The following is a 26635-nucleotide window of genomic DNA, read 5'->3' on the forward strand; positions in this document are numbered from 1 at the left end:
GTTTGAATGTATGGTTAAAAATTTTGTGACAGTAGCTACTTTTACAAACTCTCCGGAGGCTAATTTAGCGAAGCAGCGTCTGGAGTCTGAAGGGGTAAAGTGTTTATTACAGAATGAGTCTACTGTGAATGCGGCTTGGCATTTAAGCGTAGCTGTGGGCTGGATTCAATTACAAGTTGCTCAAGAAAATATTGATTTGGCTAAGTCTATTCTGGTTTCGGAATTAGATTATCAATCTGTTTCTGATTCAGAAATGGAAGAGGATGATGATATTCCCAGCCTTTCATGGGCAGATAAAACCGCAGACAGAGCCTTTATTACGGCTGTTATCAGCCTATTATTTATTTTTTTACCCATTCAGATTTACTCCCTTTGGCTGTTGCTTTGTTTATTGTTTCATCGTCAACCAATTAGTGACAACAGACGCATCAAGGTGATTGTGTCCTTTGCTTTAGATTTACTGAGTCTGTTTTTGTTCTGGAAAATCCTATTTTGACCTGTATTAAGAAAATATCTGTCCAAATCAGGATTGATGGTGGAACTTGGACGCGGAATTTTCCAGCCATTTCCTCTCCACCAAGATCAATTAATTTATTCAATGGCTTGAACTCAGTCTCAAGTCTAGCTATCAAAAATTACGATTCTATCCCATGTATACAACTAAATTTATCCTGCCATTAAGCGCCATTATTGCCTCCAGTCTCATTTCCTGTGCATCCCCCACCGAGTCAAACTCATCCCAGTCTTTACAAACACCAGATGCGACTAACACTGCGGAAACTTCTCCACAACAACCGCAGTCAGAGTTGGAACCAGATAATGTTTCTAATACAAACGAACCTACAGAAACTATCCTGAATGAAGTCATTAGCCGCCAGAAAAGTTTACAGGTTTGCAATTTTGAGTTTGATTCAGAGGCAGCACGGGAATCGTCACGAGTCTATACTGGGGAAAATGGTCAGCATTTAGTACAGCTGCTTTGTTTTCCGGCTGCTTATCAAGGTGCATTCACTTTTTTAGCAGTAGATACTTCTCAACCGGAAATGAAAATTACCCCTCTGGAAATAGAAATAGCGGGAAATCCGAAATTTGACCCCAAGACAAAAATCCTTTCCAATGGGTATAAATTTACTGGTGCAGGTACTTGTATTCAAGAAACTCAACACTATTGGAATGGTGGCGAATTGAGGTTAATTAGTTCTCAGCTGGTGGACAAAATTTCTGATGGTTGTCAAGATGTGGGAGCGCTAACACCTTCAGAAACTCAGCTAATTACTGATAAGAATGTCGGTGTAGCTAAACTTGGTATGACTTTAGGGAAACTGAAGGAGACTTTAGGCGAGGGTGCAACATTTGTACCCACTCCTCTTGGTGTTGACGCAGGTGAAGGAATTAAAGTTATTCAAGATGGTAATGTGCAGTACGTGCTGGGTTTCGCTGATGGTAACAAATCTAATGATGCTCAAATTACCATGATTACAGTGGAAAACCTCAATTACAGAACAAAGGATGGGGTCGGCCCAGGTACTCCAATCAAACAAGCTATCAAAGCCTACGGGGATGCAACTTTATCCTACAACTTGAATAGTGAAGGACGAGAGTATATTAACTTTGCACGGGGACTAGGTGCAGATTCTAAGGTATCAATCAGATCGAATCAATGGACAATTACGGATTTTGCTGGTGTTTATCCTGATACTACAAGTGAATTCAATAAAACCCAAAAGTACCATGACCATGCAGGGATTGCTTCAATTACCATTAGGCAATAATCAATATCAACCAAGGTAGGGATATTTTGGTGGTTTAATTTTCAATAATTCTGCCCAGTATTGAATAGTATTATGTTTGGTGGTTTCTGTATCGCGTGCTTTGTAAAGTCTGGATATTTCCATCAACAAATATGTCAATTTAATGGCAGTAAATAAGTTAATTAAACCCACCGCGTTAAAGTTATGTAAACTTTTTCGTATCATGTAAGCAATAGATTTCTGCTTATAGTTTCCTTTATTCATATATAAGAAATTTAGGACTTACGCATAATCTACGTTTTCTTGGTGTTCTACAGCCCTTGCGTGGGGGCATACGCTACGCGAAGGATAAATCAAGATTTTTGGCAATTGTTGCGTAAGTCCTGAAATTATTTGAAACCCAAATCTACTGCTATGCGATGGGCGCAAGCAAAGCCGGAAAAGGCGACGGCGTTTAACCCTTGACCGGGAAAGGTACTGTCTCCCACACAATAGAGTCCGGGAATGGCTGTACGATTAAATGGCATATTCAATAATCCCCATAATTTGCGGCGAGGGATTGGGCCATAAGTACCATCCACACGCCCTAAAAAACGTTGATGGGTACGAGGTGTCCCGATTTCTAGATAATCTAAGCCCGCATCTAAACCAGGAAAAATTTTTTCTAGTCGGTGGATAATTTGCGCCGCAGCTGCTTCTTTTTTGGCTTCGTATTCAGTTGCAGAGATTCCTTGCCAATTATCAATCCAGTCAGGTGTGAAGACATGAATTATATGATATCCCTGTGGTGCTAATTCTGGATCAAGTAATGTGGGAATGGAAAGGAAAAGTGTGCCGGCTGGTGTTGTCATTTGTTGCCAATCTTCCAGAATTATATGATGGCATTCTGTACTATCAGGCAATACTCCGGCTTCTACTCCTATATGCAAACTTAAAAAACTGGGGGACTTTTGATAAGTTTGTTGCCACTTTTTTTCATTACTGGGCATTTGATCTACAGGTAGTAATTTTTCAAAGGTATCCCAACGTGTGGCGTTAGAGACTATCCGTTTACCATAATAAATTTTACCATTGGCTAATTTGACACCGACGGCTTTCCCTTGTTCTGTGATGATTTTTATGACTCTGGATTTGTACTCAATTATACCTCCATATTTTTCTAAACCTACTACTAATTTTTGGGCAATTTGTCCAACTCCGCCTTTGGGATAGTTAACGCCCCCATAGTGCCTATCGGAAAAGACCATGCCGGCATTAATCATGGGGGTTTTTTCGGCTGTGACTACAGACCAGCAATAACACTCTATGTCAATGAATTTCAATAGTTCTGGGTCTTTGATATAACGTCGGGCGACATCGCCGACATTTTGAGGGAGGTATTTGGCTAAACCAAGACAGGCTAAAGGATGGCGTAAAAATGTCCGCAGTAGATACCGAGGTTCTTCTAAGGAAAGTAAGTCTATGCTGTTGAGGTAGTTAAATACTTTCCAGCACTCGTCATAAAAGCGACGAATACCTGTGGCTTCATGAGGGAAATAAGCAATAAGATTTTGCAAAAACTTATTATAAATCCGCTCAACTTTGAGGTCTAAGTTGTGGGGTAGGTGATAGTGAATCTGTACAGGGTCGGTGATTGTTTCTTGTTTGAGGTTGACTGCTTCTAGGGCGCGGGTGAGTAGGTTGGTAGTACCTTTGTCACCAAATCCAAAAATCATGGATGCTCCAACGTCAAATTGATAACCCTGGCGTTGAAAGTAGCCGGCACTACCCCCTGGAATTAAATAACGTTCTAGTACAAGGACTTGAGCGCCTTTGGCTGCTAACTGGGTTGCTGTCACTAAACCGCCAATTCCGGAGCCAATGACAATGACATCAAATGCGGGATTTCGGGATGGAGACATGGGGGCAGATGATCAATAAAATTAACTAATATTTAGTATTTTATATGACTTTGTATTCAAGATATATATACGTAATTTTTGGGTTTTGCTGGAGGTATGAGTATATCTAAGATTGGTTGTTGTTGAGCATCTGAGATGGTTGTCACAGTTAGCTTTTCGCAGTTAGCAAATAAAAAGAGGGACAAGCCTGCGATCGCTGGCTAATCCCGTCTGCCGATCCTTAAAGAGAGGAGAACACTAAATATTAATATAACTGTGATTGAGAATATATGTCAACTAGTAATGAGATTATTTTGCAATAATTGGCAGAATGATGATTTTAGCTGTCGGCGGTACGCTGGAAGGAGTATTATGGGGAGGTTTAAATTTTTATCGTATAAAGTTGCCTATTTCCGGCTATGACACCACAACTGCGTGTTTATGTTCCACCCCATCCTTTAATCAAGCACTGGCTGGCAGTGGCTCGTGATGCTGGTACACCTTCAGTATTATTTCGGAGTGCTATCACTGAATTGGGACGGTGGCTGACTTATGAAGCGGCGAGGGAGTGGTTACCGACCCTGGAAACAGAGGTGCGGACTCCTTTAGATACTTGTCCTGCGACTTTGATTAATCCGCAAGTACCTGTGGCGGTTGTCCCTATTCTGCGGGCGGGGCTAGGTTTACTAGAAGGGGCGCAATCGTTGTTACCTTTGGCTTCTGTTTACCATTTGGGTTTAGTCCGCAATGAGGAAACTTTGGAACCGTCTTGTTATTTGAATAAGTTACCGGAAAAGTTTGACCCCCAAACGCGAGTTTTAATTACTGACCCGATGTTGGCAACGGGGGGGTCTATGATGTTCGCTATGGCAGAATTAACAAAACGGGGTGTTGACCCGGCTTTAACGCGGATTGTTTCTGTGGTGGCTGCACCGCCAGCTTTACAAAAATTAAGTGCTGCATATCCGGGGTTAAATGTTTACACGGCGATTATTGATGAGGTAGTCAATGATCAGGGGTATATTGTACCGGGTTTGGGAGATGCTGGCGATCGCATTTTTGGAACATGAGCTAGTATGCAGCTAGGGAAGGAAAATAGCTGAACTAGATATAAAGGTTGCAAGGTTTTTGAAGGCGGTAATGTATGAGTCAACGTGATGGTTTTGCTAGTGGTTTTTTAGCAGGGACAATCTTTGGGGGCATTGTTGGTGGTATTGTTGGGGCGGTGATTGTGTCTCGACAAAATCAGGAACTGACAGAAGAAGAAGTAGAACTGATGAATGGTCAAGTCGGGACGAAAAAAGTATCTGCGAAACGCCGCCAGATGTTCGCCTCAGATGATGATGGGATGGAAATGGAAACTGCTAGGCGATCGCTTGAAGATAAAATTGCCCAACTTAATGACACAATTGATGAAGTGAGACAACAGTTGGGAAATGTCAATGGTAATTCTAGCCAGTCGGTGAATGAGCGTTCTCTCAGCCAAGATTCTTGAGGGTGCTAAGAGTAACCCATGTGGCAAACCCCACACGTCATGTCATGGACTCAATTAAAATCAATAATAAGACCGTTTTTGACACTTAACAGGAAACTAACTGATTTATGACTTTACTGTTTACTACTTTGTCTACCTTTGTTACCTTCTATAGCTACTTGCTAATTGCGCGAGTTTTGTTAACTTGGTTCCCTCAAATCGACTGGTCTAATCAGCCCTTTGCGGCTTTGGGACAGATTACCGATCCTTATTTGAATCTATTCCGTTCAATTATTCCGCCATTGGGTGGTATGGATTTCTCTCCTATTTTAGCCTTCTTAGCACTGAATTTAGTGGGTGGCTTACTCAGCAGCCTCACTGCTCTTTCTTTTGCTCAGGCTTTTTAGGTCTAACTGTGAACTAAATAGCAATTTTTGTAGAGACGTTATCAGTAAGATCGTCTCTACATTGCTTTTGTGGGTTATGGCTGGGGAGTAGGGAGTTACTTCGACTCCGCTCAGTAACCGGGGGAGTGGGGAGTGGGTTATGTAGAAAAGTCTTCGGCGAATATAATTCGCTACTACACAAACAAAGTCCACCTACGCGGACTAAGGAAAAATCAACGTTTTCAAACCCACGCAGGTGCGTTTTATCTGCGAACTTTACCGCTAAAACCTGTGGCTTTAAATTGCTTCAGCTTTAAAGGTTCTGGCTGATTTTCAGCTACAGAAATTCTTAAGTCGAAATCGCTCACCCCTGGCGGAACTTCGGGAATGGAACCTAGACGGGTGCGGTTTTGCATGACGGGGTTATTATTAGCATCATAAATGCGTCCAAAGATATCTGCATCATAAACGGTTTTATAACTTTCATTTTGTGCCTTACCTGTGACAATAAAACAATTAGCTGGCGCACTACCACTACTAATCACAGATCCTTCTGCTAGTTCTGGTGGACAGCCCTGATAGGAAAGATCAAATAGTTTTATTTGTGTCAGCGCCATGACTTCGGGAGTATACACCCAGGAGAGAACTGTGAGACAGCAGGAAATAAAAACTACACTGATGAGTTTAAGGTACTGAGTGAAAGTGGGGGAATATTTTTGCATAACTAAAGTTGGCGATTTTGTAAAATATAGTAGAGAACAAGCCTGCCCTGAGCGTAGTCGTAGGGCTGAAAACTCTTTAATTGTAAGGGTTTAACTATCTGTTTGTTTCTTCACCTCCTTGGCGATCGCCATAAATTAATTTTGCAGAAAAAAAACTACTCTCAGTGTCTCAAAATTCCAGCATCATATTTGTAGGACTTACGCATAATCTACGTTTTCTTGGCGTTCTTGGCGGCTAAAGCCCTGGGGGCATACGCTACGCGAAGGCGGTTGGATAAATCAAGACTTTTGGCAATTGTTGCGTAAATCCTGATTTGTAACAACTAGGAAAGACAAATTTAAATTGGTTGCGAATTACTATATTGTAATAATTAGGTAAAGAAACCTCTCAGTTGCGATCATATGACTCCAGATGAGATTGAAACAGCCTTACGAGCAGCTTTTAATAGTTGTGATGTAGCTAGCTGTCCTCTCACTGATATGCAGAAGCAGATATTACTGGGAGTAATGGAGCAAATTCGGGGAAATTCTCACTCGCAGATATCAGATATACCCAATCCTTTAGACGAACTGTCTGCTGAGGAACTAGCAGCATTTTTAAAATTTGTCAAGAGTCAGGAGCAAGAAAACCAGACTTGGAAAGTGCAATTACTGAATGATTGGCTACATGAAAATGATTCGGGAAATGTGCAATTTATTCGCCAACGCTACGGTTTGGGGTGGTTGAATCGTGTGGAATCATATCATTTTCATAAGTATGCTGACCTTGAGGATGCACTGAACCTGAGAGTGGGCGATCGCATTGAAATTTCTAATGGACTATGGGAATGGGTGCAAGAAGATGGCCCCTGTCAGCGTCAATGGTTTCCTGCTACTGTCCTGAAAATTGAGGAAATTGCTGATGGTGATAGTTTCACCCATAACTCTGTTGTTCGCCTCCAGAACGGTGCAGAATACGAAATTCCCGGTATTTACCAATGGAATCGCTACAATTGGCGCTGGCCTCAGATGTAATCCAGATATTGGGCAGAAAGTTTAATTTTATCTGTATTTTTAGTTAATTTTCAAATAAAAACCAGACAATTAAAGTATCATTTTTATCGAGAATAATTTTGAGCGCTGGCTGTAAATGTCAGTGTTTTCTATTTCAGGAAGAATTAGTTAAATGGGGATTGCACAATTGTTTTTCTGGGATAATCACTGTCACACCCCATTGGTTGAGGTTTGGCAAGATACACCAGTGGCTGATGTTATTCAAGCAATGCATCAAGCGGAAACAAGTTGTGCGCTGGTTGTAGAAGAGAAAAAAATTATCGGCATTTTTACAGAACGAGATGTAGTCAGGGCGATCGCCCAAGGGCTAAACCAACCATCTGTAGAGTCTGATCATTCCCCTAATAAAATTATTTTGGCAGATATCACAGTTGGGGAACTAATGACTCAACCCGTGATTACCTTGAGTGAAGTAGATGCTGAAGATATCACGACAATTTGGCAACGATTTAGCCAAAATCACATTCGTCACCTACCTGTAATTAATCATCAGGGAGAAATATTAGGTGTTATTACCCCAGAAGCACTGAACGCCCAAGCCATAGAACTGGAAAAAAGAGCAGAGGAATCTAGAAAATCCGAAGCTAAATTTGCAGCAATTCTGAATAATGCTGTTGCTAGCGCCATTGTGAGTTTTCGCGTCTTTCCTAACTATGATTGGGTATGTGATTATCAGTCTCCCGGTAGTGAAGCAATCTTTGGCTATACTGCTGAGGAAATTATGGCTAATCCCAGTTTGTGGATGTCAGGAGTACATCCCGAAGATCGGGAACAAGTAATTATGCCAGTATATGAAGATGTCTTTGCTGGGCGTACCGTCAGTGTGGAATATCGGTTTTACCATCAAGATGGTTCCCTGCGTTGGATATCAGTCACCTATCAATCCCAGTATGTGGAAGATGGAGAATATTGGATAGTCACGGGAACTAATTTCGATATTACCGATCGCAAACAGACAGAAGCATTACTGCGAGAGAGAAAAAAACTCTATCGTTCGATTTTTGATCTCACTTTTCAATTTATTGGGCTACTAACACCAGACGGTACGCTATTAGAGGCTAATCAGACTGCACTGACTTTTGGTGGACTGGAATATTCAGATGTTGTGAATCGACCATTTTGGGAAGCTCGATGGTGGACAATTTCTCCAGATACTCAGGAAGAGTTAAAAACTGCGATCGCTCAAGCTGCTGCGGGTGAATTTATTCGTTATCAAGTGGATGTCTTGGGGGCTGGAGATAACATCGCCACTATTGATTTTTCCCTCAAACCCATTAAAGATGACACAGGTGCAGTTATGTTTTTGCTTCCCGAAGGGCGGGATATTAGCGAATACCAAGCCGCATTGCGCGATCGCCAATTTGCAGAATTAGAACTGATTCATAACCGAGACTTCAAAGAAGCTATTTTTAACCAATCGAGTGATGCTTTGTTTCTAGTGGATACAGAAACTTCCCTGATTGCAGACTGTAATGATCGGGCTGTAGAACTATTTGAATTCACCAATAAAGATCAACTGATTGGGTTAGATGGACAAACCCTGCACAAACAAAAATTCACCCTTGAAGATTTAGCAATCATTTGTGCAGAAATTAATAGCAAAGGATTTTGGAGTCGAGAAATTGAATATTTGACCAACCAAGGAAATTTATTTTGGGGAAACTTAGCGATTAAAGAAATCAAAGTTAGTGGTGAGATTATAAATTTAATCAGAGTTACAGATATCAGTGAACGTAAACAAGCAGAACTAGCATTACAAGAACGGGAAGCAATGTTACGGGGAATTGGAGATAACCTGCATAATGGAATGTTTTATCAGGTGATCCGTGACTTGGGTGGTAGCGATCGCTTTTCTTATATTAGTGCTGGGGTAGAAAGACTCATAGAAGTTACAGCCGAAGAGATGATTAAAGATCCCGATTTGCTGTATAACCAGTTGCGAGAACAGGACTTTCTCGACTTGCAAACAGCCATGAGTCAGTCTTACCATGACCTAACCCTATTTGATATGCATCTGCAAATTCACTGTCCCAGTGGTCAGATGAAATGGTTACATTTTCGTTCCACTCCTCGCCGGATGGATGATGGTCGTGTGATTTGGGATGGATTGGCGGTAGATGTTACCGACCTCAAACAGAATCAAGTTCGCCTAGAAGAATCACAGCAAGTCGCTCGCCTTGGTAATTGGGACTATAATTTGCTGACGGGTAAAATTAGCTGGTCAAAAGGGCTGTTTCAGCTTTTCCGCCGAGATTTAGCAGAAATAGCGCCGATATACTCCGAACAATTGCAACTATATCACCCAGAGGATGCGGTTAAACTCAATGAAGCTGTAGAACGGGCGATCGCCACTGGTGAATCCTACAAACTAACTCTGCGCGTACCAGAATCAGACGGTTCCCATCGCTATTTTGAAGCAATTGGAAATGCTGGATTTAATCCCCAAGGAGAAGTAATCCGTCTTTATGGAACAGCACAAGATATTACCGAACAGTACCTAGCACTACGCGATCGCCAAATAGCAGAAGCAGCCTTAGCTAAAAGTGAAGAACAATTCCGACTCACCTTAGAATTTACCGAAATCGGGATCTGGGACTGGAATATTCTCACTGGTGAAGTGATTTGGAACAATAAACACTATGAGTTATTCGATTTAGATCCAGAAACCACCATACCGGGCTATGAGGTATGGCGGAATGCTATTCATCCAGAAGATGTAAATATAGTTGAAAAGGCTGTATTAAATGCACTCCAACAAAATATTAACTATGAACCTGCGGAGTATCGCGTAATTCATGCTGATGGTACAGTTCACTGGTTAAGTGGGCGAGGACGAGGAATTTATAACCAAGCAGGTGATCCCATCCGAATGTTGGGGATTGTCATGGATATCAGCGATCGCAAACGTGCAGCACAGATGCTAGAACTGCAAGCAGTAATTACCAGCAACATGGCAGAAGGCATTTGTTTAATTAGAGACACAGATGGCATCATTGTTTATACAAACCCCAAGTTTGAGCAGATGTTTGGCTATGAATCTGGGGAATTAATTAATCAGCACGTATCCATTGTTAACTATGACACCGAATTACTTACATCCGAATCTGTTTATCAGGCAATCACCGCCACTATTCGTCAATATGGGGAATTTACATATCAAATTCATAATGTCAAAAAAGATGGCACCCCTTTCTGGTGTCGTGCCACTACCTCGACTTTTCAGCATTCTGAGTATGGAAAAGTGCTGGTATCTATTCAACAAGATATCACCGAACAAAAACAAGCAGATGAAAAAATTAAAACATCCTTAAAAGAAAAAGAGGTATTACTGCAAGAAATTCACCATCGGGTCAAAAATAACTTAGGAATTGTTAGTGGTTTACTGCAAATGCAGTGCAGACGCATAGAAGATACTCAAGCCAAAGCAATTTTAAAAGACAGTCAAAACCGCATTGCTTCCATAGCCCTAGTTCATGAAAAAATGTACCGTTCCGAAGAACTAGCTGATATTGATTTCGCGGAATATATTCCCGATTTAACAACGCATTTATTTGATTCCTATAATGTCAGTTCCAACCGCATTCAACTAAATATTCAAGTTGATCATGCTAGCTTAGATATTGAAACAGCAATTCCCTGTGGTTTAATTATTAATGAATTAGTTTCTAATGCATTGAAATATGCTTTTCCTGATGATAATTTCGGAGAAATTCAGGTGAACTTTTATCAAGAATCTCCAGGCAAATTAACACTCATTATTAGAGATAATGGTATCGGACTACCTGCCGAATTTGATCACCACAAGACAAAAACTCTGGGGCTGACTTTAGTTCATGGGTTAGTCAAACAACTCAGGGGTAATCTCAAGATTAACTTTGACCAGGGAACAGAGTTCAAAATTACTTTTACAAATAACCAAACATCAATATGATTAGTACTACAAATAATGAACAAGCGATTAAAACAGTCAGAGTTCTGGTTGTCGAAGATGAATATATCCTGGCTATGAACTTACAAGAAAGTTTAGAGACACTAGGATACACTGTTGTAAATATTGCAGATTCCGCAGAAGACGCAATTACTCAAGCCAATGAACTGCGGCCAAACTTGATTTTAATGGATATTCGCCTGCGGGGAGAAAAAGATGGTATCTACGCCGCCGAGCAAATTTGGCATGATTTAGAAATTCCCGTAATTTATGTTACTGGACATTCAGATAAAAGTACTGTAGAACGGGCAACGTTAACATCCCCCTTTGGATATATTCTTAAACCTATTAAAGAGCAAGAACTTTACGTTGCGATTCAGACAGCACTCAACCGCTATGAACACGAGCAATTTTTGAGTTCTGTTCTCCGGGAAATGGGAGATGGGGTAATTGTGGTTGATCCTCAATTAGAAATTAAGTACATGAATCAAGTCGCTGAGTCCCTCACAGGATGGCGATCGCATCAAGCCAAAGATCAGATAGTTACTGAGGTTATGGAACTCATTGACGAAGAAACACAACTTCCCTCAGAAAATCCCATGATCTCCGCCCTGCGATCAGAAAAAACCATATATTCCAAAAATAGTGTCCTGTTGATTGCTAACAACGGGAAAACTATTCCCATAGCGGATAGTGCTACTCCTTTACGAGACAATAATGGCTTGATTACAGGCGCTGTTTTAGTATTTCGAGATGATACCCAACGGCGGCTGATTGAAGAACGTAATCTTGCTGATGAACGTGCGCGACAACTCAAAATTCAATTGGTAGAAATGCAAAAATTTAACCAATTAAAAGAAGATTTTTTGACAACTACATCTCATGAGATGCGAACCCCATTATCTAACATTAAAATGACCATTTGTATGTTAGAACATACTCTCAATGAAAATAGAATTTTGGAGTCAGCAGCACCTGCTACATCTTGGTCACTTAATCGCTATTTAAATATTCTGCGAGAACAGTGTGAACAAGAGCTAGAGTTAGTAGATGATTTGCTATATATGCGGATAATTGATGCAGATTTTTATCCCTTAGAATTAATTACTATTAAAATTCAAGATTGGCTACCTGAAGTTAGCGAAGTTTTTCAAGAACTGGTTCAAACTAAAAAACAAAGTTTGAAAGTTGATGTTTCCCCAAATTTGCCAGCAGTACTTTCAGATATATCTCTGCTTACTAGAGTTGTTTCCGAGTTATTGAGGAATGCTTGTCAATATACACCTGACGCAGAAAAGATAATAGTCAATGCTCAACTGGTGACTGATACAGATTCTGAAATTCCCTTGTTTGAAATTATCGTCAGCAATTCTGGAGTAAACATCCCTACAGAAGAACAAGCTTTGATTTTTGATCCATTTTACCGAATTACTCAAGGCGATCACTGGGAGAATGAAGGTACTGGATTGGGTTTAGCACTTGTGAAAAAGATAGTGCAGTATCTCGAAGGTAAAATTATAGTTACTAGCACGGAAGGATTAACTACTTTCACCGTGCAGTTACCGTTAAAATTAGAACCGCAAATCAAGCCTTAAATCAGGTTGAAAGTTGTCCCCCCGTCAGCTATAATCCCAAATGATTTCGCAATGCTTGACGCATCACATCTACAGGGATAGCTTCCAACTGTAGCCAGATTTTTAATGCTGCTACTCCTTGTTGAACTAACATTTCTAAGCCATCAATAGCAATAGCGCCTTCTTGTTTAGCTTGTTGGAGAAATTGGGTAGGGTTAGGAGTATATATTAAATCGTAGGCGATCGCACCTGGGGAGATTTTCTGCATATCTGCTAACTTCACTGGCGAATTATCCACCAGGGGATACATACCCACAGGGGTAGTATTGACTAACAAATCAGCTTGGGGAATCAGTTGTGCGACATCATCCCATGTCTGCACTTGCAACTTTTCAGCTAAGGGTGAATTTCCCCAACTCTGGCGGAACTCCTCTAACTTTTGGATATTGCGCCCCACAACATGAATTTTAGCAAACCCCAATTGATCACAACCCGCCACAACCGCCCTAGCTGCGCCACCATTACCTAAAATCACCGCTACCTTCTGATTCCAGTCTTGCTGATATGTTGTCTGCAAGGGAGCAATAAAACCTTCTATATCCGTGTTTGTTCCTACCCATTGATGATTTTGCCAACTCACGGTGTTAACAGCACCTATAGCCCTAGCAGTGGGGATAATATCTGATAACAACGGCATAATTGCTTGTTTGTGAGGAATCGTGACGCTAAAACCCACAACTCCCATCGCCGCCAAACCTGCGATCGCCACCTCTAAATTCTGTGGTTGAATCGGAAAAGGTAGATAAATATAATCTAATCCTAATTCAGCCAACGCCGCATTGTGCATCACCGGAGATAAGGAATGTTCCACCGGATGACCGATTACGCCCAAAAGTTGAGTTTTACCTGTAATTAATAATTTAGTCATTAGTTATTAGTCATTAGTCATTAGTCATTTGAAAATTACTACTTCCCACACTCCCCACACTCCCCACACTCCCCACACTCCCCACACTCCCCACACTCCCCACACTCCCCACACTCCCCACACTTCCCACACCTCCCTTAGTTATGAGTAATAATTATTAGAAGTCACTTAACATTTCTTTATATTATGCAAATCAGCACAACTCCAATTCCGGGACAATATTGGCAGTGGCGAGGTAACAACATATATTATGTCCATGCAGGTGAAAAACAACCGCAACGTCCACCCCTGCTATTAGTGCATGGGTTTGGTGCATCCACAGACCACTGGCGCAAGAATATCACAGGATTGTCCCAAGATTTTGAAGTATTTGCCATCGATCTTTTAGGATTTGGTCGTTCAGCAAAACCCAAATTGGAGTATAGCGGTGATTTGTGGCGTGACCAACTAGCTGATTTTATCAGTGAAGTTATTGGTCAAAAAACCGTTTTAGCAGGTAACTCCCTCGGTGGTTATGCTTGTTTATGTGTAGCTGCACAAATTCCTGATGCTGCGGCTGGTTTAGTTTTACTCAACAGTGCTGGACCCTTTAGCCAAAACCAATCAACCTCAGAAGCACAAATTCAAACCCCTAAAAAACCCTCGACCTTACAAAAACTCTTAGGTGACTCGGTGAAGTGGATTTTGCAACAACCATTCGCACAATTTTTCTTATTTCAATATATCCGTCAACGGTGGGTAATTCGTCAAACCCTAGAAAAAGTTTATCTTGATAAAACTGCCATCACAGAGCAATTAATAGACGAAATTGCTCGTCCTGCTGATGATCATGGCGCTTTAGATGTATTTATTTCAGTTTTTAGCACTCCCCAAGGAGAAAAAGTTGATATTTTATTAAAGCAGTTAACTTGTTCTCTATTGCTGCTATGGGGAGAAGCTGATCCTTGGATGAATGCTAGAGAACGTTCTCAGAAGTTTCGTCAATATTATCCCGAACTCACCGAATATTTTCTAGTTGCTGGTCATTGTCCTCATGATGAAGTACCAGAACAGATAAATCAGCTTTTCCGCGATTGGGTGTTGTCAATTACTTAAAACCTGAATTAAACAATGAAAAACCTGGTACGGGTTGACCAGGTTTCTCTAAATTCACAGTTTTGCAATTGTTAAACTTAAACTAGGGTTTACAGAGCATCTTACAACATCAGCAATCCCACTATTTCCGCGTCAGGATTTGGCTTAGACCAGAAAATCAGGTTTCTTGCCACTTAATTATTGATATGCTGATAATTGCTTGGGTTGATGACAGGGGAAACGCAGTCATTTACCCATTGGGGTTATTTTTTTATCTCGCGTCCTGACATTTAATGTATCACTAACTTGGAAATATACAACTCTAGATTTACTAAACTTGATGTTTCGTTTCAGTTCTCAATATATTAGTAAGTGATACCAATTTCATGTAAGGCTGCACAGAATCATGAAATCCATTAATATTCGTTTTCATCTCCGTTTATCTGCGTTAAATTATCCTATGCAGCTTCATTTTCATTTGGTATCAGTCAGCAACCCTTATTTATAATTATGGAATATGCTGTCCTAAAGTCTCAGACAAGGTACTTTTTAATACTGCACCTACAACTATATCAACTTGTCTGCCACCTTTAAAAATCATCAGTGTGGGAATGCTGCGGATTCCATAATGGCTGGCGACAGTGGGGTTTTGATCTGTGTTTAATTTTACTACTTTTAGCTGTCCTGCATATTCACCGGCGACTGCATCTACAACTGGAGTTACCATGCGGCAAGGACCACACCAGGGGGCCCAAAAATCAACTAATACGGGAATTTCACTTTCTAAGACTTCTTTTTTAAATGTAGCCTCTGTGACGTTTGTAACAGATGACATAATTGCCTCCTGATTTAATTCACTTATTCGAGCAGATCGAATAAACAAAATATATGGCATTTCAACAAATAATGCAATGATGAAATTATTATATAAAAAAGAAGTGATACCATACCTATCAATGGTGAATACTTATTAGGTAGGGATATTTTATAGACATATTTATGAATTATTTTTAATATTGGAGTGGTCTTGCATCAAAGGTATTTTGACAGTAAAAGTTGTTCCCTGTCCTATCCCCAAACTGGCTACGGAAATTATGCCGCCGTGTAGTTCTACCAGATGACGGACAATGGCTAATCCTAATCCTAATCCACCATGCGATCGCGTTGTAGTGCTATCAGCTTGCCGAAAACGTTCAAAGACTTCTGGCAAAAATTCTGCTTCAATACCAATACCGGTATCAATGACTTGAATTTGAGCATAAGAAGATTTCGAGAACCGCAGAGGAGCAGAACTAGAGGAAAGTTTGACTTCTCCACGAGTAAACAACTCATCCTCTAACTCTGATTTAATAGTATGAGCGCGGATTTCTACCTGACCGCCTTCAGGAGTAAATTTAATAGCGTTGGTGAGTAAATTCCAGACGATTTGCTGCAACCTAGCTGGATCTCCGCAAATTGAGTTGATAGAAGTATCGAGAAGAGAATTTAATTGAATATTTTTACTTTCAGCTAAAGGTTGTACCGACTCTAAAGCCACCTCAATCACAGAAATTAAATTCACCACAGTTAAATGCAAACGTAACTCACCGCGTATAATCCGTGATACATCTAATATATCTTCAATCAAATTCATTTGAGAAGTAGCATTACGTTCAATGGCATCTAAGGCGCGATCTGTGGCTTTCTCGTCTAGTTTCTTAGTACGAAGAATCTTTGACCAACCCAACATAGAAGTTAAAGGTGTGCGGAGTTCATGGGAAAGCACAGCCAGAAACTCATCTTTCATGCGATTTGTAGTTTCTGCTTCCTGTCTAGCTGTTTGTTCTCGAATGATTTGTGCGCGGACGGCTTCGGCTTGCTTCTGTTCGGTAATATCTTCTAAAGTTCCAACATAACCTAACAATTTGCCTTGACCAGAAAACATCGGTGAAGAGCGAACTTTAACCCAAGGTTTACTACCATTAGATTTATGAAACTGAAATTCTGCGGAATATTCCTCACCTTCATTTATATATTCTGACCAACTGGCGATCGCCTGTTCTCGTTTTTCTGGATGCACACATTCTAACCATGTTTTCTCTAAACTCTCTGCTAAATCATAACCACAAATTTCTTGATAGCAAGGATTGGTATATTTATAGACTCCTTGAGAATCAATTTCAAAAATACCAATAGGGGAGCAAGTACTCAGAGAACGAAACCTTTCTTCACTTTGACTTAATTCCGCATTAATAGCTGTGAGTTGTGCCGCTTGTTGCTCAATAGCTTGTGTTTTTTGAAAAAGTTCTACAAATACTCTAACTTTAGAAAGCAATACATCTGTATCTATGGGTTTCAGTAGATAATCCACAGCACCAGTTGCATAACCTTTAAACAACATTTGATCGCTGCTATTAAAAGCTGTTAAAAAGATAATAGGACTATGACGCGATCGCCCGCGAGAGCGAATTAGAGTAGCAGTTTCAAAGCCATCCATCCCTGGCATTTGGACATCCAGTAAAATCACCGCAAAATCTTGATTTAGCAGACATCTTAAGGCTTCTTCTCCAGAACTAGCTTTAACTAGGTTTTGTCCTAATTCTCCCAAAATAGCCTCTAACGCCACTAAATTTTCTACTTTATCATCCACCAAAAGAATATTTACTTGAGAATCTAGCTGCATGATTTGATATAGTTAAATGCTTGGTTTAAATCCTCTTAACAAGCAGACTTGTGAACTAATTACCACAAAAGAAAATCAGAGTTTTACTGCACAACTTTTCCTTGAGACAGTTTAACTAATAAGTTAGGAATTTCCGCCAGGGGCAAAATGCTATCTACCTTGACAGCAGAAATTGCTGAAGCTGGCATAATTGCACTTTCGGCGGTGTTTGGTTCCTGAACAATTGTCATTCCTCCTTGTGCTTTCACTTTTTTAAGACCTGCTGTACCATCTTGATTTGCCCCTGTTAATATAACACCAATTAGTCCTTCAGCATAGATATCAGCCGCCGATTCAAACAGCACATCAATAGATGGTCTAGCATAAGAAACAGGTTCATCTGTGGACAGAGCAAAATAACCCGGTTCAATCAATAAATGATAATCTGCTGGGGCTAAATAAACTTTTCCGGGCAGTATTTCATCTTTGTCTTCAACCTCTTGAATTGGTAATACTGACTGTGCTTGTAATAATGTCGGTAATATACTGCCAGAGTTTTTATGTCGGTGCTGAACAATTGCAATTGGTAAGTTAAAATTAGCAGGTAAATTACCTAAAAGTATTTGCAGCGCAGATAATCCTCCTAATGAAGTTCCAATAACTATAAATTCAACAGACACTAGTTAAGCCTCCGGTAAAGTTTTTCTCCTCTGGTTAGCTCTTGATAGTATTCTTCATAGGAAGTGAACTTGAGAGATTCTTGGCGACCTAAACCCAAAATCCCAAATGTACAAAGACTATTATAAAGTAGTTTATTTACTTGCTTTTGGAGAATTTTATTAAAGTATATTAAAACATTACGGCAGAGGATAACATTAAATTCATTAAAAGAACTGTCAGTAGCCAAATTATGCTGGGCAAAAATCACATTATCTCTTAGCGAGGCGCGAAATATAGCACTGTCATAAGCTGCGGTGTAATATTCTGAAAAACAACGTTTACCCCCTGTTTGCAGGTAAAGTTGGGTATACTCCTGCATTTTTTTTAAGGGATAAATCCCATTTTTAGCTGTATTCAGGACATTTTCATTAGTATCAGTGGCATATATTCGGCAACGGTGATAAAGTTCTTCTTCTTGTAACAAAATTGCCATTGAGTAAACTTCTTCTCCTGTAGAACATCCAGCGTGCCAAATGCGAATAAAAGGATAGGTTCGTAATAATGGAATTACCTGAGTTCTAAAAGCTAGATAAAAGCTAGGATCACGAAACATTGATGTCACGTTGACAGTTACACTTAACACAAATCTGCCTATACAAGTGCTTTCATGAAATAATTTTTCTTGTAATGCGGAAATATTATTTAAACCCTCAGAACGCATAAAGTGATGAATGCGCCGCTTTAGAGAAGATAGAGCATAATTACGGTAGTCGTAACCGTAGTATTGATATATTCCTTCTAAGAGCAATTTAATTTCGATGTCTTCTAAACTAGATTTAGGTAAATTCATGTGAGATTACTGATATAACCAAACTCGCAGTAAGGAAAGTAGTTGCTCTGTATCCACAGGTTTGGTGATATAGTCGGAAGCTCCTGCTTCAATACACTTTTGGCGATCGCCAGGCATAGCTTTAGCTGTTAAAGCAATGATTGGTAGTGAACGAAATTGCTGTTGTTGGCGAATGGCTATAGTGGTTTCATAGCCATCCATTTCTGGCATCATAATATCAATTAAAGTTGCATTAATATCAGGATTATCTTGGAGAATTTCTATCCCATCTCTACCATTTTCAGCAAAAAAGACTTCCATTTGATAGCTTTCTAAAAAGCTGGTAATTGCAAATATATTCCGTAAGTCATCATCTATAATCAGAATTTTGCGATGAGCTAATACCGGATCTGTTTGCCGTAATTGCTCTAACATCTGACGTTTTTGTTGCGGTAAATTTGCCTGGACTCGATGCAAAAATAAAGCGGTTTCATCTAGTAACCGTTCAGGCGATCGCACATTTTTAATGATAATTGTTTCTGCTAATCTTCGTAATTGAGTATCCTCTTTTCGAGTTAATTCTTTACCTGTATATACAATAATTGGCAGTTTTAAAAGACTCGATTTTTCCTTAATTTTAGCAATCAATTCTAAACCACTCATGTCTGGTAGACCTAAATCCAGAACCATACAATCAAATCGCTGTGATTGTAAAATATTCAGAGCTTCCGCTCCCGTACTCACTGCTGTACTATGAACGTCACCATTACCAATTAATTCTATAATACTTTGAGCTTGTACTGGGTCATCTTCTATAATTAAAAGATTTCTCACTGTCCGGTCAATAAAACCTTTAATCTCCGTTAATGCTTGATTTAAATCTTCTGGAGATATGGGTTTTTGCAGATAAGTAATTGCGCCTAGCTGTAAACCACGTTGCTTTCTCTCATCCGCAGACAGAATGTGTACAGGAATATGTCTAGTTTCCGGATTGCGCTTCAGACAGTCTAACATTGTCCAACCATCCATATCTGGCATTTGGATATCTAGAGAAATCGCATCGGGTTTAAATTGCTGCGCTAAAGCCAAACCGACCTTACTCTCTACAGCTACAATCACCTTAAAACCTTGTTGACGTGCTATTTCCAAGAATATCCGCGCAAATTTATGATCATCTTCCACAATCAACAAAATGCGATCGCCTGGTTGAATATTGTTACGGTCATCTATAATTTCATCAGGTTTAATAGTCATCAGTTTTGCTGATGGAGTTAAAACTTCCTCCTTAATCTGTGATTCAGTGGCGACTCTTTCTGGATTACCTGCGTAACTTAGAGGTAAATAGAGAATGAAAGTGCTTCCCTCTCCTATTTGACTATATAATTCAATTTTTCCTCCCAATAATTGCGCCAGTTCACGACTAATTGATAAACCTAAACCAGTTCCCCCATACTTACGGCTAGTTGTACCATCTGCTTGCTGAAAAGCTTCAAAAATAATTTTCTGTTTCTCTATCGGAATACCAATACCTGTATCACTAACAGTAAAAGTAATCATCGGAATTTCAGTTTTATTACTCATCCCGATTTGTAACTTCACACCCCCTGTTTCCGTAAACTTCAAAGCATTAGCCAACAGATTTTTTAGAATTTGTTGTAGGCGTTTAGGATCGTTATAAATTATATTTGGCAAATTATCAGCCAATTCTACAGCGAAAGTGATACCTTTATCCTGAGCAAGTTGAATAAAACTGCGATTAATAGATGTCTGCAAATCTTCGAAGCTAATTTCCTCGATATTTAGAGAAAAGTTTCCTGATTCGATTTTAGCTAAATCTAAAATATCATTAATTAATTCCAGTAAATCTGTTCCCGCAGAGTAGATTGTCTGGCTATACTCTACTTGCTTTTCTGTTAAATGACCTTCCGAATTATCTGACAATAATTTAGCTAAAATCAGCAAACTATTTAAGGGTGTGCGTAATTCATGAGACATATTAGCCAGAAATTCTGACTTATATTGAGAAGATAAAGCTAACTGTTCGGCTTTTTCTTCCACAGACTTTCTCGCTCTTTCAACTTCCTGATTTTTCCGCGCGACTGCTTTATTTTGAATCTCTAATAATTCTGCCTTTTCTTCTAATTCCTCATTTAGTTGCTGTAATTCTTCATTAGACTGCTTCAATTCTTCCTGTTGCTGCTTCAACAGTGATTGTGATTTTTCTAATTCTTTTGTTTGCTGTTCTAAACTGTGATTAGTTTCTTTAAGTTTGTCTTGTTGAAGTTGTAATTCCTGTGTTAAAGTTTGGGACTCCTGGAGTAAATGTTGAGTTTGGGTATTAGCAGCAATATTATTGATGAATACACCAATAATTTCAGTTAATTGCTCTAAAAATTTTAAATGCAGATTACTAAATCGCTGCAAAGAAGCTAGTTCAATAACAGCAATCACATCTGATTCAAATAAAACCGGTAATACGATAATATTTAATGGTAAAGCTGCACCTAGTCCCGAATGAATGCGGATGTAGTCATTAGGAACCTCAGTTAACAGAATGCGTTGTTTTTCTAAGGCGCATTGACCTACTAAACCTTGACCCAAATGAAATTCATTAGCTAAGTGTTTACGTTCTTGATAAGCATAACTACTTAATAGCTTTAATATAGGTTTATCCTCAGATTCAGCCATTAAATAAAAAACGCTTTGTTGTGCATTCATTAATGGTGTTAGATTCGATAGAATCATCCGAGATACAGTAGATAGACTGCTCTGACCTTGGAGCATTTGGGTAAAATTAGCTAAATTAGAATTGAACCAATTCTGCTCATTATTTTTTTGAGTGATGTTTTGCAAATTGGTAATCATTTGATTAAAAGTCCGCGTCAGAATACCAATTTCATCTAGGCGATCGCTATTTGGTAAACTGACAGATAAATTACCCTCTGCAATATTTTCCGCCGTCTCTGAAAGTTGTGTTAATGGTAATGAGATATTTCTAGTCAAGAAAAATCCAATTACCGCTAAAATCATAGAAACTAGAGGAATACTATAAGTAATACTATTAATAGTTCTTTGAGACGCTAGTTCTGCTTTATGAGAACGCTGTTGTAATAGTAAACTTTCTGCATTTTTTATCTCATCCAGAATGATTTGGATTTCATCCATTAAATCCTTACCCTCATCTGTGAGAATCACCTTTTTAGCCGATTCCAAGCCTTGATCATCTCGGATATTCATGACATTTTGCATTACAGTCATCTTCTGATTGATGAGTGGACGCAATCGATCAAGTCGGCGCTGTTGCTCAATATTATCTGTTGTTAATATATCCAGTTTTTGAAAAGTGTGATTTAATACCTCCACAGCATTAGTATAAGGGTGAAGATAGCGCTGTTCTCCAGTAATTACATAACCCCGTTGTCCATTTTCCGCATAGATCATTTGCGAGTCAAGTTCTTCCAATTGACTTAATACCTGATAGGTATGCTTTTCTTTCAGCGAAGTTGCAATCAGTTCATTAGTGCTGTGATAGCAGATAAAACCAATGGTGGCTAAAATTACTAAGCTTACAGCAAAACATACCGCAATTTTAATACCAATTTTCCAACGATTAAACATTTAATTTTATGCTTTTATTTACTACAGGACTCTCATAATCAGGGTAAATGATATCAGATGTGAAGGCTGTTGACCCTAAAAGGTGTCTTCAATACTTGGCTACTGTAACTATATACTGCCTAGCCAATAAGATTTATAATGTTAAGATGTGTAATTTATGTAGTTGCAAAGTGCTATAACTTCTTCACCTACCTAAGACTAGACTGGCTTCGGTATTTCTAGACCGTATAGGATGTTTCCTGGGGCAATCAGGGTAATTTCTCCAGAAATGCTATAAATATTCAAGAATGGTCATATTAATGCCTAGTTTGGGATTGCCGTAAAATCCTTAATCAATTTTTGTGAGTTCAGACTTTTCATCACTTAGGCTAGTAACTCAAGCCTCCGTAATTAGCTAATAAATTCTATGACTCGAAAAGCTATTAGAAATCCATCGAATCTTATTCATTCATGGATTATCAAAATTCTCATTCCTGCTATTCTCACCCTATTTTTGATAGTTATACCTGCTTTAGCTACAGAGCCAGCACCTGTGAGTATTGATGGTCGTTTAGTTTTTGAAGTTGGTAAAACGGAACAATTCACAGCTGAAGAACGAGCAGAATGGATTAACTTGCGGTTACGTAAAATTGTTTTATCCCAGAAACCAGTACAAGTAGCAATTGAGGAACGCAATAAGTCGCCAACAATTATAGTAAATCAACAATATTTGCTAACTGTTACCCAAGCAGATGTGGTCGATGATAACACTGTGGAAGAACAAGCCGCAGCTTGGATGATGCAACTGGATGACGTATTACAGCAAGCTCAGAGAGAACGCAGTGCTGAGTTTATCCGCAATGCTCTGCTTTTGGGTATTGGTATTTTGATAATTGCATTTTTCTGTCACAAATTTTTAGGCTGGCTATGGAAACGTTCTCGCCAGGAAGTGATTCAACGTTTACCGCCATCTCCTGAAGAGGTGGGAGTGGATTCTAGTTCTTCTACAGCTTTGAATTTATTATTTAATTTTAGTCTGCTGGCGGCGCGGATATGGCTTTGGGTGAGCGTTACTCTCTATATTACTAACTTATTACCTGTTAGTCGGATTTGGAGCTACCGTCTGGCTAATCAATTAATTCAAACTTTGACATCTCCCATATTAACTTTAGGTCAAGGTAAATATTCAATCATTCATTTACTAATTTTAGTAGCCTTACTATTAGGATTAATGATTGTAGCAGGTGCAGCAACTAACCTTTTGAGAACGCGCATTTTACAATTTACAGGAATAGATAGAAGCGCTCAAGAGGCTATTGCAATTATCACGAAATATACAATTATTATTTTGGGGACGATTGTATTATTACAGGTGTGGGGACTAGATTTAAGTTCTCTGACAATTTTAGCGAGTGCTTTGGGGGTGGGGATTGGTTTTGGTTTTCAAGATATCGCTAAAAACTTTGGTAGTGGTGTAATTTTGTTGTTTGAGCGTCCAATTCAAATCGGCGATTTTATTCAAGTTGGTGAGATAGAAGGGACGGTGGAGCGGATTGGTGGTCGTAGTACTTTATTACGCACTCTAGACGAGATTTCTATTATTGTCCCCAATTCGCGCTTTTTAGAAGATAAGGTGATTAATTGGAGTTATAAAAACCCAGTTTCACGGTTACGAATCCCGGTTGGTGTTGCTTATGGTTCTGATATTAATCTAGTTAAGAAAGCACTGTTAGAAGCTCCTGAAGACCAGCCGGGAATTTTATCACTTCCAGCACCGACTATATTTTTTGTCGGTTTTGGGGATAGTTCCCTAGATTTTGTCTTGCTGGTTTGGACTTCTACGCCTAGTAAACAATATTTAATTAAAAGTAATTTGTACTTCCGTCTGGAAGAGTTGTTTCGGAAATATGATATCCAAATCCCTTTTCCTCAGATGGATTTACACGTGCGTTCTGGAAATTTACCGCTAGGTTTATCATCGGAATTGGAAGACACTATCAGAGGATTTTCCGAAAATTCTAATAGTAGTAATAAAGATGAAAAGCTATAAGCAGTAATTATTAATCTGTTTGATTTTGAGGGTGATTTTAAGTAGTTAAAATTAAGTAAATCACCAGGGCGGAGGAAATTAGTTATACATTCTCACAAGTTGATTAAACTTGCTGAAACGATTCCCTATCGCTCTGGTGCTTATTGAGCGGATATATCCGCCATAAGGGTATAAGTAAAGGGTTTAATTAGCCTATAATGGTTGTAGGAAAAATATTGTATCAGCACACACATTTTTCCATTGATTTAATTATTTGTAGTTTGTCGATGGACTAGGGTGGCGCTGGCTTGATCAACTGGCATTAAGATGATTTCGTTAATATTGACGTGGGGCGATCGCGTGACGCAGAAAAATATCACATCGGCAACATCATCGGCTGTCAGTGGGGTAAGTCCTTGATATACTTTGTCAGCGCGGGTATGATCACCGTGGAAGCGGACGTTACTAAATTCGGTTTCTACCAGCCCCGGATCAACTGATGTCACTCTGATCGGAGTTCCTAATAAGTCTTGTTTCAAACCTTCAGAAATTGCTTTGACAGCAGCTTTAGTGGCACAGTAGACGTTACCACCGGGATAGGTTTGATGTCCGGCGATGGAACCTAAATTGACAATATGGCCGCGATCGCGTTTCACCATACCCGGAACCACATAACGGGTGAGATAAAGCAATCCCTTGATATTGGTATCAATCATTTCCTCCCAGTTTTGAAAGTCACCTTCATGAAGTTTATCTAAACCGCGACTCAAACCAGCATTATTAATCAGAATGTCAATATCACACCATGCAGGGGGTAAGTTAGAAATAGCAGATGCAACTGCTTGGCGATCGCGCACATCTAACTGTAATAAATAAGTCTCTACCCCAAACTCCTGATTCAGTGTATCCCCTAGTTCCTGCAAGCGTTCCCCCCGTCGCGCCGCTAAAATTAACTTTGCACCCACACCAGCAAAGATTTTGGCACAAGCAGTACCAATACCACTACTCGCACCAGTAATCAGAATAATTTTATTTTTCAGAGAAATCATGGTCAGTTCCGAATGAATCGTCAATAACACTTTGACACACTCCCCCATCCCCAGACAGTGAGTGTCAAAGTGCAATCCCTACTTCACAACCCGCAGACGCTGAGTCACCATAGTTACTCCATTACCGCGAAGAATTACAGCAGAAACCCAATGGTTCCCAGGGGTAGAGGGGGCGCGTCCCACTTTAAAAAGTCCGCCAGTTGTGAGCAATTCTAAATCTACAGAGGTAGGTTTAAGATATTTACTAGCTTGAACTGGTTCTTCTAATGCACTCCCCAGCAGAAAATCATCCCCCACTGGTTCCTGGACAATGGCATCAAAATAATACATTTGTCCTACTTTGACTTGTTGCGGTAAATTAATCTCAACTTGGGGTGGCTGATTACCAGAGGTGAGGCGGGTATTTTCTGCTAGAATTTCTTGACTGACGATTTTTCCCCCTGTAATTGTTTGGCGGGATGTAATTGTGGCATTGAGAGCCAAATCGTTACTGTTAGCAGAAGGTAAGCCAGTAATATTAGTCACCGTTTCGGCAATCATGCTGTTGCCTTGAGTTTTCCAACTTTGCAACTGTGTACTATATCGCAATTGTGGATATTGTTTCCACAGTGCTAGCAAGGATTTTTCTAGAGATTGGAAATTTAATCCATCCCCACTGGTGAAGTTAGGGCTGTATAATTGCATCACTGCTTTGATATTGCCTTGACTAGCTGCTGCATCCATTTGTGTTAAAAGATTTTTTAAGGAACTGGATGAGTTGCTAGGGATAACTACCTGCTTGGGTATAGTCTGAGCTATTTCATTGCGTATTGAGGGTATCGGCGGGTTTTGAATAGCAGCAGGAACTGGTTGTGCTGATTCTGGTATCTGGGCTTGGGCGGTTTGCCAATTATTAGTTACACCCAAGATCAGTAGAGATAAAATTAACCACAGACCATGAGGTAATTTCTGTTGGTGTTTCAATAACAAAGGAGTAATGTTTTTCATTTGGGAAGAGTTTACTGATTTAATTAGAGAACTTCAGGAAATTGTTTTATCTTAGATAGGCTAACCGCTAAAC

General features: G+C 39.6%; 20 protein-coding genes and 1 pseudogene. 10 read left to right on the forward strand and 11 right to left on the reverse strand.

All coding sequences use genetic code 11. The annotated features are described in order from the left end of the window. The first annotated feature begins 10 nt into the window (after window positions 1–10). Entirely contained in the window at window positions 11–496 is a 486-nt protein-coding gene (locus VB620_RS14515) for a putative signal transducing protein (RefSeq protein ID WP_323196863.1), read from the forward strand. A 154-nt stretch (window positions 497–650) separates the two neighbouring features. Beyond that, window positions 651–1772, forward strand: a complete 1122-nt coding sequence (locus VB620_RS14520) for a DUF1176 domain-containing protein (RefSeq protein WP_323196864.1) — start codon at window positions 651–653, stop codon at window positions 1770–1772. Window positions 1773–1778: 6 nt separating this feature from the next. On the opposite strand, the gene VB620_RS14525 is transcribed toward VB620_RS14520, so the two are convergent. Then, entirely contained in the window at window positions 1779–2015 is a 237-nt protein-coding gene (locus tag VB620_RS14525) for a hypothetical protein (RefSeq protein WP_323196865.1), read from the reverse strand. 125 nt (window positions 2016–2140) lie between these two features. Further along, window positions 2141–3652, reverse strand: coding sequence for a carotenoid isomerase (gene crtH, locus VB620_RS14530; protein WP_323196866.1), 1512 nt, complete (start codon window positions 3650–3652; stop codon window positions 2141–2143). A 398-nt stretch (window positions 3653–4050) separates the two neighbouring features. Between crtH and upp the strand changes: the two genes are divergently transcribed. From upp to VB620_RS14545, 3 genes are all read left to right on the forward strand, one after another. Continuing rightward, a complete protein-coding gene (upp, locus tag VB620_RS14535; protein ID WP_323196867.1) occupies window positions 4051–4701 on the forward strand; it encodes a uracil phosphoribosyltransferase in 651 nt (216 codons plus the stop codon). 74 nt (window positions 4702–4775) lie between these two features. Further along, on the forward strand, window positions 4776–5126 hold the full coding sequence (locus tag VB620_RS14540; protein WP_323196868.1) for a hypothetical protein: 351 nt from the start codon (window positions 4776–4778) through the stop codon (window positions 5124–5126). A 107-nt stretch (window positions 5127–5233) separates the two neighbouring features. After that, entirely contained in the window at window positions 5234–5512 is a 279-nt protein-coding gene (locus VB620_RS14545) for a YggT family protein (RefSeq protein WP_323196869.1), read from the forward strand. Window positions 5513–5754: 242 nt separating this feature from the next. Here the strand turns inward: VB620_RS14545 and VB620_RS14550 are convergent, their stop codons facing one another. After that, on the reverse strand, window positions 5755–6213 hold the full coding sequence (locus tag VB620_RS14550) for a biotin carboxylase (RefSeq protein ID WP_323196870.1): 459 nt from the start codon (window positions 6211–6213) through the stop codon (window positions 5755–5757). Window positions 6214–6615: 402 nt separating this feature from the next. Between VB620_RS14550 and VB620_RS14555 the strand changes: the two genes are divergently transcribed. From VB620_RS14555 to VB620_RS14565, 3 genes are all read left to right on the forward strand, one after another. Continuing rightward, window positions 6616–7227, forward strand: a complete 612-nt coding sequence (locus VB620_RS14555) for a hypothetical protein (RefSeq protein ID WP_323196871.1) — start codon at window positions 6616–6618, stop codon at window positions 7225–7227. A 151-nt stretch (window positions 7228–7378) separates the two neighbouring features. Beyond that, window positions 7379–11197: a PAS domain S-box protein gene (locus VB620_RS14560; protein WP_323196872.1), complete on the forward strand. Its 3819-nt coding sequence runs from the start codon at window positions 7379–7381 to the stop codon at window positions 11195–11197. Further along, entirely contained in the window at window positions 11194–12789 is a 1596-nt protein-coding gene (locus tag VB620_RS14565) for a hybrid sensor histidine kinase/response regulator (protein ID WP_323196873.1), read from the forward strand. The genes VB620_RS14560 and VB620_RS14565 overlap by 4 nt, the downstream gene beginning before the upstream one ends. A 28-nt stretch (window positions 12790–12817) precedes the next feature. On the opposite strand, the gene VB620_RS14570 is transcribed toward VB620_RS14565, so the two are convergent. Next, window positions 12818–13696, reverse strand: a complete 879-nt coding sequence (locus VB620_RS14570; protein WP_323196874.1) for a shikimate dehydrogenase — start codon at window positions 13694–13696, stop codon at window positions 12818–12820. A 186-nt stretch (window positions 13697–13882) separates the two neighbouring features. Here VB620_RS14570 and VB620_RS14575 point away from each other — a divergent pair, with 186 nt between their 5' ends. Further along, window positions 13883–14791, forward strand: a complete 909-nt coding sequence (locus tag VB620_RS14575; protein ID WP_323196875.1) for an alpha/beta fold hydrolase — start codon at window positions 13883–13885, stop codon at window positions 14789–14791. 487 nt (window positions 14792–15278) lie between these two features. On the opposite strand, the gene trxA is transcribed toward VB620_RS14575, so the two are convergent. The 5 genes and pseudogenes from trxA to VB620_RS14600 all read right to left on the reverse strand — a co-directional run bounded on the left by trxA (window position 15279) and on the right by VB620_RS14600 (window position 22518). Further along, window positions 15279–15605, reverse strand: coding sequence for a thioredoxin (gene trxA, locus VB620_RS14580; RefSeq protein WP_323196876.1), 327 nt, complete (start codon window positions 15603–15605; stop codon window positions 15279–15281). A 186-nt stretch (window positions 15606–15791) separates the two neighbouring features. Further along, a pseudogene (locus tag VB620_RS14585) lies at window positions 15792–17432 on the reverse strand (hybrid sensor histidine kinase/response regulator); the annotation flags it as partial. 83 nt (window positions 17433–17515) lie between these two features. Next, entirely contained in the window at window positions 17516–18091 is a 576-nt protein-coding gene (locus VB620_RS14590; RefSeq protein WP_323196878.1) for a chemotaxis protein CheB, read from the reverse strand. After that, entirely contained in the window at window positions 18091–18921 is an 831-nt protein-coding gene (locus VB620_RS14595; protein ID WP_323196879.1) for a CheR family methyltransferase, read from the reverse strand. The genes VB620_RS14590 and VB620_RS14595 overlap by 1 nt, the downstream gene beginning before the upstream one ends. Window positions 18922–18927: 6 nt before the next feature. Further along, a complete protein-coding gene (locus tag VB620_RS14600) occupies window positions 18928–22518 on the reverse strand; it encodes a response regulator (protein WP_323196880.1) in 3591 nt (1196 codons plus the stop codon). 406 nt (window positions 22519–22924) lie between these two features. Here VB620_RS14600 and VB620_RS14605 point away from each other — a divergent pair, with 406 nt between their 5' ends. Next, complete coding sequence (locus VB620_RS14605; protein ID WP_323196881.1) at window positions 22925–24547, forward strand: mechanosensitive ion channel family protein; 1623 nt, start codon at window positions 22925–22927, stop codon at window positions 24545–24547. Window positions 24548–24792: 245 nt separating this feature from the next. Here the strand turns inward: VB620_RS14605 and VB620_RS14610 are convergent, their stop codons facing one another. Together VB620_RS14610 and VB620_RS14615 are read right to left on the reverse strand one after the other, a co-directional pair. Next, window positions 24793–25575 carry an SDR family oxidoreductase gene (locus VB620_RS14610; protein ID WP_323196882.1) on the reverse strand — a complete coding sequence of 261 codons (783 nt, stop codon included), beginning with the start codon at window positions 25573–25575 and terminating at the stop codon, window positions 24793–24795. Window positions 25576–25653: 78 nt separating this feature from the next. After that, the gene (locus VB620_RS14615; protein WP_323196883.1) at window positions 25654–26562 is read right to left on the reverse strand and encodes a nuclear transport factor 2 family protein; all 909 of its coding nucleotides are present in this window, start codon (window positions 26560–26562) and stop codon (window positions 25654–25656) included. Window positions 26563–26635 lie beyond the last annotated feature (73 nt).

The organism is Nodularia harveyana UHCC-0300, from assembly GCF_034931085.1.
GTDB lineage: Bacteria > Cyanobacteriota > Cyanobacteriia > Cyanobacteriales > Nostocaceae > Nodularia > Nodularia harveyana.

Excerpts from the sequence above, each read along its gene's own strand:
- crtH (WP_323196866.1), bottom strand. The coding sequence starts at position 3,652 with ATGTCTCCATCCCGAAATCCCGCATTTGATGTCATTGTCATTGGCTCC.
- trxA (WP_323196876.1), bottom strand. The coding sequence starts at position 15,605 with ATGTCATCTGTTACAAACGTCACAGAGGCTACATTTAAAAAAGAAGTC.
- upp (WP_323196867.1), top strand. The coding sequence starts at position 4,051 with ATGACACCACAACTGCGTGTTTATGTTCCACCCCATCCTTTAATCAAG.
- VB620_RS14605 (WP_323196881.1), top strand. The coding sequence starts at position 22,925 with ATGACTCGAAAAGCTATTAGAAATCCATCGAATCTTATTCATTCATGG.
- VB620_RS14540 (WP_323196868.1), top strand. The coding sequence starts at position 4,776 with ATGAGTCAACGTGATGGTTTTGCTAGTGGTTTTTTAGCAGGGACAATC.
- VB620_RS14575 (WP_323196875.1), top strand. The coding sequence starts at position 13,883 with ATGCAAATCAGCACAACTCCAATTCCGGGACAATATTGGCAGTGGCGA.
- VB620_RS14595 (WP_323196879.1), bottom strand. The coding sequence starts at position 18,921 with ATGAATTTACCTAAATCTAGTTTAGAAGACATCGAAATTAAATTGCTC.
- VB620_RS14615 (WP_323196883.1), bottom strand. The coding sequence starts at position 26,562 with ATGAAAAACATTACTCCTTTGTTATTGAAACACCAACAGAAATTACCT.
- VB620_RS14515 (WP_323196863.1), top strand. The coding sequence starts at position 11 with ATGGTTAAAAATTTTGTGACAGTAGCTACTTTTACAAACTCTCCGGAG.
- VB620_RS14570 (WP_323196874.1), bottom strand. The coding sequence starts at position 13,696 with ATGACTAAATTATTAATTACAGGTAAAACTCAACTTTTGGGCGTAATC.
- VB620_RS14565 (WP_323196873.1), top strand. The coding sequence starts at position 11,194 with ATGATTAGTACTACAAATAATGAACAAGCGATTAAAACAGTCAGAGTT.
- VB620_RS14545 (WP_323196869.1), top strand. The coding sequence starts at position 5,234 with ATGACTTTACTGTTTACTACTTTGTCTACCTTTGTTACCTTCTATAGC.
- VB620_RS14555 (WP_323196871.1), top strand. The coding sequence starts at position 6,616 with ATGACTCCAGATGAGATTGAAACAGCCTTACGAGCAGCTTTTAATAGT.
- VB620_RS14610 (WP_323196882.1), bottom strand. The coding sequence starts at position 25,575 with ATGATTTCTCTGAAAAATAAAATTATTCTGATTACTGGTGCGAGTAGT.
- VB620_RS14600 (WP_323196880.1), bottom strand. The coding sequence starts at position 22,518 with ATGTTTAATCGTTGGAAAATTGGTATTAAAATTGCGGTATGTTTTGCT.
- VB620_RS14520 (WP_323196864.1), top strand. The coding sequence starts at position 651 with ATGTATACAACTAAATTTATCCTGCCATTAAGCGCCATTATTGCCTCC.
- VB620_RS14525 (WP_323196865.1), bottom strand. The coding sequence starts at position 2,015 with ATGAATAAAGGAAACTATAAGCAGAAATCTATTGCTTACATGATACGA.
- VB620_RS14550 (WP_323196870.1), bottom strand. The coding sequence starts at position 6,213 with ATGCAAAAATATTCCCCCACTTTCACTCAGTACCTTAAACTCATCAGT.
- VB620_RS14560 (WP_323196872.1), top strand. The coding sequence starts at position 7,379 with ATGGGGATTGCACAATTGTTTTTCTGGGATAATCACTGTCACACCCCA.